Source organism: Burkholderia singularis (assembly GCF_900176645.1).
Taxonomy (GTDB): Bacteria; Pseudomonadota; Gammaproteobacteria; order Burkholderiales; family Burkholderiaceae; genus Burkholderia; species Burkholderia singularis.
The window spans coordinates 20565-33290 of record NZ_FXAN01000094.1 but is presented as its reverse complement, the minus strand read 5'-3'; the positions used below and the strand labels follow the sequence as shown (position 1 = coordinate 33290).

Annotated in this window: 9 protein-coding genes; 8 read left to right on the top strand and 1 reads right to left on the bottom strand. The window is 59.4% G+C overall.

Annotated features, from left to right (window positions below; genetic code table 11):
- Window positions 1-3: 3 nt before the first annotated feature.
- The 8 genes from BSIN_RS20175 (at window position 4) to BSIN_RS20140 (ending at window position 10552) form a co-directional block, all read left to right on the top strand.
- Window positions 4-1926, top strand: a complete 1923-nt coding sequence (locus tag BSIN_RS20175; RefSeq protein WP_089341756.1) for a (Fe-S)-binding protein — start codon at window positions 4-6, stop codon at window positions 1924-1926.
- Window positions 1927-1929: 3 nt separating this feature from the next.
- Window positions 1930-3102 (top strand): electron transfer flavoprotein subunit alpha/FixB family protein, encoded by a 1173-nt coding sequence (locus BSIN_RS20170; RefSeq protein WP_089341755.1) that lies wholly within the window; start codon window positions 1930-1932, stop codon window positions 3100-3102.
- On the top strand, window positions 3099-3884 hold the full coding sequence (locus tag BSIN_RS20165; protein WP_089341754.1) for a drug:proton antiporter: 786 nt from the start codon (window positions 3099-3101) through the stop codon (window positions 3882-3884). The genes BSIN_RS20170 and BSIN_RS20165 overlap by 4 nt, the downstream gene beginning before the upstream one ends.
- A 45-nt stretch (window positions 3885-3929) precedes the next feature.
- Window positions 3930-5171 (top strand): aromatic ring-hydroxylating oxygenase subunit alpha, encoded by a 1242-nt coding sequence (locus tag BSIN_RS20160; RefSeq protein ID WP_059514848.1) that lies wholly within the window; start codon window positions 3930-3932, stop codon window positions 5169-5171.
- A gap of 19 nt (window positions 5172-5190) precedes the next feature.
- A complete protein-coding gene (locus tag BSIN_RS20155; RefSeq protein ID WP_069235628.1) occupies window positions 5191-6357 on the top strand; it encodes an FAD-binding oxidoreductase in 1167 nt (388 codons plus the stop codon).
- Window positions 6358-6471: 114 nt separating this feature from the next.
- Complete coding sequence (locus tag BSIN_RS20150) at window positions 6472-7335, top strand: glycine betaine ABC transporter substrate-binding protein (RefSeq protein ID WP_059514844.1); 864 nt, start codon at window positions 6472-6474, stop codon at window positions 7333-7335.
- Between the two features lie 177 nt (window positions 7336-7512).
- Window positions 7513-9168, top strand: a complete 1656-nt coding sequence (locus BSIN_RS20145) for a trimethylamine N-oxide permease (RefSeq protein WP_089341753.1) — start codon at window positions 7513-7515, stop codon at window positions 9166-9168.
- A gap of 235 nt (window positions 9169-9403) precedes the next feature.
- The gene (locus BSIN_RS20140; RefSeq protein WP_089341819.1) at window positions 9404-10552 is read left to right on the top strand and encodes a porin; all 1149 of its coding nucleotides are present in this window, start codon (window positions 9404-9406) and stop codon (window positions 10550-10552) included.
- Between the two features lie 59 nt (window positions 10553-10611).
- Here the strand turns inward: BSIN_RS20140 and BSIN_RS20135 are convergent, their stop codons facing one another.
- On the bottom strand, window positions 10612-12315 hold the full coding sequence (locus tag BSIN_RS20135; protein ID WP_089341818.1) for a M36 family metallopeptidase: 1704 nt from the start codon (window positions 12313-12315) through the stop codon (window positions 10612-10614).
- Window positions 12316-12726: the final 411 nt, after the last annotated feature.

The window sequence follows — 12726 nt, the reverse complement described above, 5'->3', positions numbered from 1 at the left end:
CAGATGAATCCGGCCATTCTGATTACCGTGCTGCTGTGGCTGTCGATCATAGGGCTCGCGTTTGCCGTTGCGAAGCGGGCGGCATATTGGCGGCTTGGCCGCGCGAGCGTGCCCGGCACGTTCGGAATTACCCACTTGTTGACGATTCCGAAGCGCTATTTCGTCGATTTGCATCATGTCGTCGCCCGTGATCCGTATATCGCGAAAACGCATGTCGCGACTGCCGGCGGCGCGATAGCCGCGCTCATGCTCGTGTTCGTCAACTACGGGCTGGCACTCTATTCGCCGTGGCTCGATGTGTTGATCTTCATTGCAGCGCTCGCGATGTTCGTCGGCGCGGTGTACGTTTGGCGCCGGCGGCATGCGAAGGACGTGCCGACCAGACTGTCGCGCGGCCCCTGGAATAGGCTGCCGTGGTTGCTCGGGGCATTCTCGCTCGGTCTCATGCTGCTGGTGTTCGTGCCAGCGTCGGTGATGTCGGGCGGATTCGCGTTGCTCTGTGCGCTGATGACCGGCGCGGGCGCGTTCGCGATGACAGTGGGCGCGGCGCGCGGTGGCCCGATGAAGCATGCGGTTGCCGGTCTGCTGCACCTTGCGTTTCATCCGCGTCAGGAGCGCTTCGATGCGACGCGCACCGCGTATGCGGGTGGCCCTGCGATACCGCCGAACGCGCTGAAGCCTGCCGATGTCGAACATAACGAATTCGGCGTCGCGAGACCCGTGGAATTCCGCTGGAATCAGCTATTGAGCTTCGATGCATGCGTGCAGTGCGGCAAATGCGAAGCCGCGTGTCCCGCGTTCGCGGCCGGTCAGCCGCTCAATCCGAAGAAGCTGATCCAGGATCTCGTCGTCGGGATGGCGGGCGGCACCGATTCGGCCTATGCAGGCAGCCCCACGCCGGGCATTCCGGTCGGCAAGCATGGCGGTGCGCCGCAACGCGCGATCGTGCCCGAACTGATCGAGGCCGATACGTTGTGGTCGTGCACGACATGCCGTGCCTGCGTGCACGAATGTCCGATGCTGATCGAGCATGTCGACGCGATCGTCGACATGCGCCGCAACCAGACGCTCGTTCACGGAGCGGTGCCTGGCAAGGGGGCGCAAGTGCTCGCGAATCTGCGCGAAACAGGCACGATGGGCGGTTATGACGTGGCAGCGCGCTACGACTGGGCGGTCGATCTTGGCGCACGCATCGCCCAACCGGCACATCCTGTCGATGTGCTGATCGTCGCGGGCGAAGGCGCGTTCGACATGCGCTATCAGCGCACGCTGCGCGCGCTCGTAAAAGTGCTGAATCGCGCAGGTGTCAACTATGCGGTGCTTGGTGCGGCGGAAACGGATACGGGCGACGTCGCACGCCGGCTTGGCGACGAGGCGACGTTTATGCAAAGCGCGACGCGCCTGATCGATACGCTCGGCAAACTTTCGTTCAGGCAGATCGTGACGGCCGATCCACACGTGATGCACAGCCTGCAAAACGAATATCGGGCACTTGGCGTGCGATATACCGTGAAGCACCATACGGCGTTCATCGAGGAACTGGTCGCAGCGGGCAAAATTTCGCCGCGCGCGGCCGAAGCGCTGCGTGACAAGCGTATTACCTATCACGACCCTTGCTATCTCGGCCGCTACAACGGGCAGATCGATGCGCCGCGCAAGCTTCTGAAGACGATCGGCATCCAAATCGTCGAAATGGAGCGGCATGGCGTGCGCGGCCGCTGTTGCGGCGGCGGTGGCGGCGCGCCGCTTACCGATATTCCCGGCAAGCAGCGGATTCCAGACATTCGGATTGCCGACGCGCAGGCGGTGGGCGCCGAAGTAGTCGCGGTGGGCTGCCCGAATTGCACCGCGATGCTCGAAGGCGTCGTCGGCCCACGGCCCGACGTGCTCGACATCGCAGAACTGGTCGCCGCATCGTTGGAGTAACCCATGACGCTGCTCAAAAGAATCGATCCACGCCGGCCGTTCGTTGTGACGGCGGCAGGGCTCAGGCGCATCACGCTTGGCGAGACGGGCGGCATACCGGCCGATGCCGCGCAGTGGCAGCCGCGCGCCGGGCACGTGGAATCGGCGAAGCCGCTGCGCGAAGTGCGCGATGCAAAAAGCGTGTTGCTGGTTGCGTGCCACAGTGAGCGCGGCACGCTCGATGATCACGCACGCCAGGCGATCGCGGCGGCTGCGCTGATTGCCGACGCGCAAACCGAAGTCGTGCTCGTCGTTTTCGGCGCATTGATCGACGACGCAGGAGCGCTTGGCGCCGATGCGCTGATCGTCTTGCCTGATTTCGATCGCCGGACGTTTGACCCCGAGCGCGAACTCGACGCATTGCGAACGTGTGCTGCCGTATTATCGCCGCGGCACGTGTTCATGCCTGACGACGCGTCAGGTAGCGGCGATCTCGGACGCCGCTATGCCGCCGCAATGAATGCGAGCGTCGCGACGCATGTTGTCGAGATCGACGCCAGGCACGTGGGTGTCTATACCGACGCAAAACGCAGTTTCGCGACGCGCTCGCTGCCCGACGTCGTGCTGCTTGCACCGAATGCCGTTGAAACGAAACTCCCGTTCTCGGGCGCGGCGCGTGCGCTCGCGATCGATTCGTCCTCCGGCTTCAGTTCGGCTGCTGGCGATGCATATCGGGATTTCGGCATTGAAGCGATCGATGCGGCTCAAGTCGCGCTCGAAGAGGCGGATTTCATCGTGTCGGCCGGCAACGGCGTGACCGATATCGCGGCATTCGAGCAGCTGGCAACGGCCTTCGGCGCGGCGATCGGCGCAAGCCGCGTCGCGGTCGACAACGGCCACTTCGCACGTGACAAGCAGGTTGGCGCGACGGGCAAGACGGTCGAAGCGAGTGTCTATATCGCGTTCGGCATTTCGGGGGCCGTCCAACACTTGCAAGGAATCAAGGACTGCCGACATGTGATTGCGGTGAATCTCGACGGCAGCGCACCGATCGTCAAGCGCGCGAACCTGACTATCGTCGGTGATGCTCAGCAAACGATCGCCGCATTGACCGAGGCGGTAGGTGCCGCACGCGCGGCGAATGCACAGGCAGGCGTCGTGCGGCATTCGCATGAGCAGGAAGGAGTGATTGCATGAACTCGTATCGCCGGCTCGAAACTATCGCGGTGCTGGTGTCGATCGGGCGCAACCCGGTATCAGGGGTGCCGCGCTACAGCCGCAACGACGCGGCGGCGCTCGACATCGGTCGCGCGCTTGCCGCGGAGCATGGCGCGCGGCTCGACGTGATCCATGCGGGCGATCCGGGCAATCCGGCGCTTGCCGATTATCTTGCGCTCGGTGCGGCAGAGATCGAAGTGCTCGAATGCGCGGACAGTGACGATGCGATCGCCGCGCTTGCCGCACGCGTGCGTGGTTGCGATCTCGTGCTGACCGGAACCCGAGCGGAAGGGGCGTATGACTCCGGCATGTTGCCATATCGCTTGGCGACATCACTGGGCTGGCGATTTGCCGGGGCGGCGGTCGATGTTGGCGTCGAGGCGGGCAGGGCGACGCTGCGTCAGTTCTTGCCGAAAGGTCTGCGAAGACGTGTCGACGCGGCGTTGCCCGCTGTCGTCGCCGTGCATCCGCTTGCGAACGCTGCGCCGCGCTACGCGTATGCACGATTGCGTGCGGGCGCCGTGCGCGCGGGGCGCGTTACGGTGGACGCATTGACCGAGGCCGCGCAATGGACGAAGCGCACCGCGACTCGCCAGCCGGTGAAGCTCGCGGCGACGGATAAGCGTTCGGGCCATGCACGGATGCTGAGCGCGACGACCACCGAGAGCCGTGGCGGAAACGTCGTAATTGAAGGGAGTTCGGTCGAAAAAGCACAAGTGATTCTCGCGTATTTGCGCGAGCATCGGCTTATCGACTATTGAATCGACGATGCCTGTCGGCAAAAACCAAGGAATCCGGAGCAAAAGATGACAGTATCGGCAGACATCCGCGCGCTGGTGGCGCGGCGCAAAGCAGGCCATAGCTTGGAGGCGCCGTTTTATCTGAGCGACGAGGTTTTCGCACTTGATATCGACGCGATATTTCGTAGGCACTGGATCCAGGTGGCGGTCGAACCGGACGTGCCCGAGCCGGGAGACTACGTAACGATCGAGATTGGATCGGATTCGATTTTGATCGTGCGCGACGACGATATGGAGATCCGCGCATTTCACAACGTCTGTCGCCACCGGGGCGCGCGATTGTGTAACGAGGAGAAGGGATCGGTCGGCAATATCGTCTGCCCATATCATAGCTGGACCTACAATTTGACCGGCAAACTCATGTTTGCCGAGCACATGGGCGAGCAATTCGATCGTTGCAAGCACAGCCTCAAGCCGGTGCATCTGCAAAATCTGGCGGGGCTTTTGTTCGTTTGTCTCGCCGATGAACCCCCTGCCGATTTCGCCAGGATGCGCGCGGCGATGGAGCCGTACATGCTGCCGCATGATTTGCCGAACACGAAAATTGCGGCACAGGTCGATATCGTCGAGAAAGGTAACTGGAAGCTGACGATGGAGAACAATCGCGAATGCTACCACTGCATCGCGAACCATCCGGAACTGGTCGTTTCGCTGTACGAATATGGATTCGGCTATCAGCCGTCGCCGACCAATGCGCAAGGCATGGCCGAGTTCGAACGTGTCTGCGTCGAGCGCGCCGCGCAGTGGGAGGCGCTGAATCTGCCGTCCGTCGAAATCGAGCGCCTGACCGACGTGACCGGTTTTCGCACGCAGCGCCTGCCGCTCGATCGCAGCGGCGAATCCCAAACGCTCGATGCAAGGATCGCGTCGAAGAAGCTGCTTGGCGAATTCCGCCGCGCTGATCTTGGTGGCTTGTCTTTCTGGACGCAACCCAATTCATGGCATCACTTCATGAGTGACCATATCGTGACTTTTTCGGTCATTCCGTTGTCGCCTGGCGAAACGCTCGTGCGAACGAAATGGCTCGTACACAAGGATGCGCAGGAAGGTGTCGATTACGACGTGAAAAATCTGACTGCCGTCTGGAACGCGACGAACGACCAGGATCGTGCGCTCGTCGAGTTTTCCCAGCGAGGCGCATCGAGCAGTGCCTATGAGCCGGGCCCATATTCTCCGTACACCGAAGGGTATGTCGAGAAATTCTCAGAATGGTATATCGACCGGCTGGCCGCCTATATTGGCATCTAGCGCGGCGACGGAGTGCAACATGATGCGAGATACCGAGAATTTCGAGCCCGTCGACAGCCGCGTGACGCGTCCGGCGTTCTGGCGGGAATTGCCGGAACGCTGGACGAGCGATGTCGAGGAATCGCTCGTCTGCTGCCAGGTGCGGCAGGAAACGCACGATGTCAAAAGCTTCTTCTTTCGTTCACGTCAAGGGCGGGCATTTTCGTTCGAGCCGGGGCAGTTCGTCACGCTGGAACTGGACATCGACGGCGAAACGCTTAACCGCTGCTATACGATTTCATCGTCGCCGGCACGGCCGCATACGATTTCGATCACGGTGAAGCGCGTGCCCGGCGGAAGGGTGTCGAACTGGCTGCACGACAATCTGCGGCCCGGCGCGGCGATCCGTGTGCTCGGGCCAGCGGGCGTATTCAGTTGCGCCAGGCATCCCGCTCGCAAGTATCTGTTTTTGTCTGCGGGCTCAGGCATCACACCGCTGATGTCGATGAGTCGAGCGCATCACGACCTTGCCGAAGATCGCGACATTGTGTTCGTGCACAGCGCACGCACGCCGGACGACATCATCTTTGCGCGCGAACTCGATCTGATTGCCGCGTCTCAGGCGAATTTCCGCACGGCGTTCGTTTGCGAGCGGCTTGGCGCGCGTACTAACTGGCACGGCGTAACCGGTTATTTGTCCCTGCCGCTATTGAAGCTGATCGCCCCGGATTTTCTCGATCGGGAAATTTTCACTTGCGGGCCGGCGCCGTATATGAAAGCTGTTCGGGATCTACTAGACGAAGCGGGATTCGATCGCAGCCGTTATCACGAGGAGAGTTTTTCGTTCGAAACGCTTATCGAAGAGGACGGGCCGACGAGCGGCGGCAATGTGCAAGGTGAGCCGTGCAGTGCTGAGCCGGGGAGCGCAGGCGGCACCCAAGCCCGGCAGTATGCGGTCAGTTTTGCGAAAAGCGGGCGCGAAATCATCTGTAATCCGGATCAAAACGTACTGGACGCCGCGCGGTTGGCAGGCGTGCGCTTAGCCGCGTCGTGTACCCAGGGAATGTGCGGCACCTGCAAGGTGAAGCTGGTCTCCGGACAGGTAGACATGAAGCACAACGGTGGCATCCGTCAGAGGGAAATCGATCAAGGCATGGTGTTGCTATGTTGCAGCAAGCCGCTGTCCGATCTGGTCGTCGATAAATAGGCACGCTGCGTCGTGGTTGGGCAAATGCATGTCGCAAAGACGGAGTACCGGGGATTTCTGATCGACGAATCTGAAGAGGTCATTCGCGTCTTGAAAACCTCGGGGAGATCGAGCATGAAGCGCTTTGCAAAATGGGTGAGCGGCGGTGTGCTGTCGATGTTTTTGTTTGCGGCTTCATCGACATTTGCTGATACGAAGCCGATATTGAAAATTGGTTATGTCGAAGGCTGGGACGATAGTGTTGCGACGTCCAATGTCGCCGCACGGGTCATCGAGACGCGGCTGGGCTACCCCGTCCAACTTGTTCCTGTTGCAGCCGGCGTAATGTGGCAGGGCGTTGCGCGCGGCGATCTCGATGCGACGTTGTCTGCATGGTTACCCACCACGCAGGGTGCGTATTGGGATCAGTTCAAAGCTAAGGTCGTCAATCTCGGCGTGAATTTTCCGGATGCGCGGCTTGGCCTGGTGGTGCCTGCCTACGTGAATGCGAAGACGGTCGAGGATTTGAACGCCAATAAAGCCGAATTTGGCGCCCGCATCGTCGGTATCGATGCGGGTGCGGGCCTGATGCGCAAGACCGACGATGCGCTCAAGGCATACCGCCTTGACTACACGCTGATGCCGAGTTCGGGTAGTGCGATGACTGCGGAGCTGGCACGCGCGATTCACGCGAACAAAGCGATCGTCGTGACCGGATGGGCGCCTCATTGGATGTTCGCGAAGTGGAAATTGCGCTTTCTCGACGACCCCAAAAGGGTTTACGGCGCGGCAGAGCATGTCGATAGCGTCGCGAACCCAGGCCTCGAGGTGAAGGCTAAACCGGTTGTCGCGTTCCTGAAGAAATTTCAGTGGAAGCCAGGCGAGATCGACACCGTAATGCTCGCGATTCAGAACGGTACGAAACCGGCCGCCGCAGCCGATGCATGGATCGCGGCGCATCGCGATCGGGTAGCCGATTGGCTCGGCTCAATGCCCTGACGAACCCCGTGCGAGCCTGCTCAGGCGTGCATTGGGAGGGTAAATAAAATATACAGTTATCCGAACTAATTAACAAAAAATTGAACTTTTAAGCGGAAAAATCAGCATTTTTTTAGTTTTGTTTAAAATTGTTGGTAGAATGTAATCTTGTTCGGGCTCCTCACGGGAGGGCTTTTGATGAGTCAAGCAGGACTGCGTACGCGCAGCACCAGCGATATCGAATCAACGATCTCACATGAAGAAGAAGGCCGCACGCTGCATCGCGGCTTGGATTGGAAGGATGCTTTTTGGGTAACGAGCGGTGTGCCTGCGGGTGTGCTGTTCACGATCGGCGGCGTATGTGCGACGGTCGGCCAACCCGCGTGGGCGATCTGGATCGCCGCGATCACGATGGGTTTGATTCAAAGCGCGACTTATGCGGAAATTTCCGGGCTATTTCCCCATAAATCGGGCGGCGCATCGGTATACGGTGCGATGGGTTGGGTGCGTTACAGCAAGTTGATCGCACCCGTTTCGGTGTGGTGCAACTGGCTCGCGTGGTCGCCGATGCTGGCGCTCGGCTGCGGTCTTGCCGCGAGCTATGCACTCACCAGCTTGTTTCCTGCCGACGCGGCTATCCTCAATTGGAAGTGGACGCTCTTCGATCTCGGCTTCATCAAGTCCGGTCTTACTCTGCGTGTCGACGCAACTTTTGTGATCGCGGCAATTCTGTTGCTTGTCACTTTCAGACTGCAGCATAGCGGTGCGTCGAAAGCCGCGCGTACTCAGCGCATCCTCGGCATCGCGTCATTGACGCCGCTTTTGATCGTCGGCATCGTGCCGTTCGTCACGGGCGATGTGCCGATATCGAATCTGCTGCCTTTGTTACCGCTCGGACGCGATGCACACGGCAACCTGACCGCGGCTTCGTTCGGAAGTTGGAATGGGCAGGGTGTCGTGATGGCGCTCGGCGCGATGTTTATGGCCGGCTGGGCGTCATACGGTTTTGAAACGGCAGTGTGTTACACCCGCGAATTTCGCGATCCGCGCCGCGATACCGCGAAGGCGATCTTCTGGTCGGGCGCGCTGTGCCTGATCGTCATGACACTCGTGCCAATGGCGTTTCAGGGGGCACTAGGCACTGCGGCAATGCTCGATCCACATATCGGGGATGGCACGGGTGTTGCTGCTGCGATGGCGCGTATCGTCGGCGGCGGTGCATGGGCGGCCAATGCGATCGTCGTGATGCTGATGCTGTCGATCCTGCTGATCGTGATGACGTCGATGATGGGCTCGTCCCGCACGCTCTATCAAGCGTCCGTTGATGGCTGGCTGCCGAAATACCTTTCGCACGTCAACGAGCATGGTGCGCCGACGCGCGCGATGTGGACCGATCTCGGTTTCAATCTCGTGCTGCTGATGATGTCCGACTACATGACTGTGCTGTCGGTCTCGAATGTCTGCTACATGCTGTTCGTCTTCCTGAATTTGCAGTCGGGATGGATTCATCGAATGGATCGTGGCGACCGGGCGCGGCCGTTCCGGTGCCCGACATGGTTGCTTGTGCTTGGTGCCGTATGCGGCTACGCGAATCTTGTCTATGTAGGCGTCGGGGCGGATCTGCAAGGAAAAGGTACGCTGCGTAACGGTTTGATTGCAATGCTGCTGATCGTGCCGGTTTTCGTCTATCGCCATTACTGGCAGGACCGTGGTCGTTTCCCTGAGCAAATGGACCGTGATATTTCGCTGACGATATCGCAGCGCAGCCGCTGGTTCGATATCGCGCCTTATGCTGCGCTGGTTGGTGCAGTGCTGACCATCGGCATTTCTTATTACGTTGCGTGGGGCCGCTAAGGCGCTCGTCGCGGCCATCTCACTTCCTTTCCCATATCTGTTCGATTGGAGCACGCGACGCTTGCAGTCGCGTGTGGAACATTCGCTGTCGCGTTTACGCGGGTTGAATGAAATATGGGTTTGTATTTTTCGCGAACAGTATCAGCGAGCGACGCCGTGGCTTGGCGTCATTCGACTGTGCTCGCGGGCGCGTGAACCGCGCGTGAAATTTTCCGATGGCTTGGGGAGGGTGATGATGAAAAGCTCGAATGTCGCTTGGCTGAGCGCGATTCCGGTCGCGGTCGCAATGGCCGGTATGCCGGCTGCGGTCCGTGCACAAAGCAGCGTCACACTGTACGGCATCGTTGATGGGGGCGTGACCTACGTGAATAATTCGGGTGGCTCGCACGTCTTCAAGTTCGACGATGGCGTCTCGTATGGAAACCGAATCGGCTTCAAAGGCACCGAGGATCTCGGTGGCGGCTTGAAAGCGGTGTTTACACTCGAAACCGGCTTCCGGCTCGGAACCGGCGCGCTCGGTTTCAATGGATCGGAATTTGGTCGGCAGGCATATGTCGGATTACAAAACGATTGGGGCACGCTATCGTTCGGCAATCAGCTCGACATGACGGAGGAGATGGTCTTCCTGACCAACGTATCCGCATGGGCAAGCGGCTATGCGATTCACCAGGGCGATTTCGACCGGTTCAACGGCGACCGGTTGCCGAACTCCGTGAAGTTTCTGTCGAATACGTTTGGAGGCTTCAAGTTCGGCGCAATGTACTCGTTCGGCAACGTTGCCGGAAACTTTCACCGCAACAGCGCATACAGCGTCGGCGCCAACTATACGCAAGGCGATCTGTCGGTGGGTGCCGCGTATACGCGTCTGAACAATCCGAACGGTATCTATGCATTCGATCCTTATGCAATGCTCGGCGTGAAGACTTTTCTCGGTCAGCCGACGGTTCGCGTCGATCCGGTTACAGGGCAAGTTTCCGATTTGTTTTCGAGCAGGCCGATGGACGTGGATAGCCAGAGCACGTTGGGCGTCGGCGGAAGCTATACGATCAAGGATTTGACGCTGATCGGCAATTTCACTTACACGACGATCAAAGGGTTCGGCCAATCGTCGCACATGCAAGTCTACGAAGGCGGGGCGAGCTACCAGATTACGCCTGCGTTCAGCTTCATCGGCGGCTATCAGCACACACGTTTTGAGGGGCACCACTGGAACCAGGGCTCGGCGGGGTTCCACTACTTGTTGTCGAAGCGGACCGATGTCTATGTATCCGGCGATTATCTGCGCGCGTCGAATGGCGTCGATGCGGTGATCGGCTACAGCTTTACGCCGTCTACGACGCAAACGCAGGCCGACATCCGAATCGGGATGCGGCATTCGTTCTGATTCGGGCGTGCGGTGTAATCCGCACGCCCCGATGGAGTCCCGGCGCAGCCCGGCTCTCGTTACATTGCCTTAGGCACGGTCACGCCATATGTACAGCTCTTGTTGTATGCGTTGCCGATCGCATTGATCTGTGTGCTGCTGTAGCCGAGTGCCGCCGCCGCAGTCAGCACGGCTTGGGCTGCGGATTTCTGGCTGGTCGAGTTGTTGGTCATCGACAGTCCTTTGAGGAATGCCTTGTCCATGGCAGCGCCGCCGATCGCATCGCGCGCGACGAGGTTGCACGAAGCCCAGTATTGTCCGGCGGAATGGATTTCCTCGTTACGAATCTGGGTGTAGGTACGCCCTACGTTGTAGTTCGTCACGCGGCCGGCCCAGTATTCGTTGTGACCGTCCCAGACGAACACCCAGTTGTATTGCGCATCGGACGAGCTCCAGCGGCCGTGATCGCGGTTGTATCCAGCCGCGAGGTAGTCGCCTGTGCCTTCGGACAGTCCTTCGACTTGCGAGAGTCCGCCGTTCGTGATCCAGTCATGGATGCCGTGTCCCAGCTCGTGAATGACGACGTCCGCGTCTTCCGCATCGTCAACGCCGCCCTGACCGAACGACAGCTTTCCGGAACTCGGTGAGTATGACGAATTATCCGCGCCAGATTGACCGTGCGGATCGTATTGCACGCCCCCGACATACTGATACGGCGTTGCCTTGATACCCAGATCCAGGTTCACATAACGCAGGAACGTATCGATATGGTAGTACGCATTCACCGCTTCGAAATACGGGCTGGAGCGTGTGAAATCGAATGTTGTCGATGTTTGGGCCGGGCATGCATTGTCATTGGGCGCATCGAAATCGACACATACCGCGTAGGGGCCAGCGAGTTTGTAATTCGTTCCCGACTGAGTGAGATCCTTGAGCGTCACACGCACCCGTGCTGCGGTTAATTGCGTCGAATCCGCATTGTTGTTGTCCTTGAAGCCGGTACTACCGTAACTGCTTCTTGTCGACGAGAGGGGATCGGGCAAAAAGACGAACCCTGCACCGTCCGTTGCGTAGGACGCCTTGTCTTCTGCGCGCAGCACTTCGCCGCTGTTTGCATCGATGATCAACTCCCAATCACCATGCAGGCTGTCTTGCGGTTTGCCGCGCACCTTCCATGCCGTGTGCGTGCCGTTACCGTCAACGAACGCGACGAGTTGTGACCGAACGTTCGCGAATCCGCCAATGCCTAGATAGGCGCGTGCGCGATCGAGTGCTTGTTGACTATCGACGGCTTGCGATTTGCTCGATACAAGCGTGACGCCGTTCACCGCATTGCTGGCGACGTATAAGACGCGGCCGTCCGGCGCGACCGTGACTGCGATGTCGCTGTCGTAGACGGGAAGCCCTGCTGCGCGTTGCTGGAAGCGCACGACGGTAAAAGTGTCATCGCGTCGCTCGGCCGCAACCGCCAGATTGGCGACTGAGCTCTGATCGATCCCGAGTTGAGCGGCGTGCGCGGCGATAAATTCGCGTGCCATCGTCACGGCATCGGCTTTCTTTGCACGAAATGCTGGGCTTGGCAACGTAATCGAAACTACTCCAGGGCGGATTTGCCCAGTTTTGCTTGTTTGGTCGATGGGAGCGACGATGCCACGTGTCAGACTGGCACGGCGGCTTTCTTCTTGTGGATTCGGTGCTTTCGAATCTGCCCAGGCCGTCGATGCGGTGCCGAAACCGACGGCGAGGCTCAATGCGAACGGCAGTGCTTTTAGGGATGTCAGCATCATCTCTCCTGATCTAAAAAGATTTGGATAGCGAAACAAACACGAGAAAATTCTCGGACGACAAAACCCCTGCGCCGGCTAGATCGAGCCGACGCAATTGGACAGATAAAAGAGTGAAGCGGCGTGTCGCCGCTGGATATCAGCGCAAGTGGCGCGAGCCGGGCGATGGATGGAAGGGGACGTGCAGGACGGCGTGCGAATCGACAGACAGGTGCGGCGAGAATAGATCGTGCATCGTCATAATAAGCCCCTCGGAATCGATATTCGATATGCGGCTTTTCTATTCACGGACCCCTCGTGTAGAGCCTCGAGTTGTCAGCGTGACCATCTATTTGTAGCCATGTTACAGAATATTTTCAATGCTATTTCGATGTATTTTCGATAACGGACTCGGCGTGCAAGATCAGTAAG

What these genes read in the sequence shown, in the direction of transcription:
- BSIN_RS20145 (WP_089341753.1), top strand. Translation starts at nt 7,513, where the DNA reads ATGAGTCAAGCAGGACTGCGTACGCGCAGCACCAGCGATATCGAATCA.
- BSIN_RS20170 (WP_089341755.1), top strand. Translation starts at nt 1,930, where the DNA reads ATGACGCTGCTCAAAAGAATCGATCCACGCCGGCCGTTCGTTGTGACG.
- BSIN_RS20165 (WP_089341754.1), top strand. Translation starts at nt 3,099, where the DNA reads ATGAACTCGTATCGCCGGCTCGAAACTATCGCGGTGCTGGTGTCGATC.
- BSIN_RS20175 (WP_089341756.1), top strand. Translation starts at nt 4, where the DNA reads ATGAATCCGGCCATTCTGATTACCGTGCTGCTGTGGCTGTCGATCATA.
- BSIN_RS20150 (WP_059514844.1), top strand. Translation starts at nt 6,472, where the DNA reads ATGAAGCGCTTTGCAAAATGGGTGAGCGGCGGTGTGCTGTCGATGTTT.
- BSIN_RS20155 (WP_069235628.1), top strand. Translation starts at nt 5,191, where the DNA reads ATGATGCGAGATACCGAGAATTTCGAGCCCGTCGACAGCCGCGTGACG.
- BSIN_RS20160 (WP_059514848.1), top strand. Translation starts at nt 3,930, where the DNA reads ATGACAGTATCGGCAGACATCCGCGCGCTGGTGGCGCGGCGCAAAGCA.
- BSIN_RS20135 (WP_089341818.1), bottom strand. Translation starts at nt 12,315, where the DNA reads ATGCTGACATCCCTAAAAGCACTGCCGTTCGCATTGAGCCTCGCCGTC.
- BSIN_RS20140 (WP_089341819.1), top strand. Translation starts at nt 9,404, where the DNA reads ATGAAAAGCTCGAATGTCGCTTGGCTGAGCGCGATTCCGGTCGCGGTC.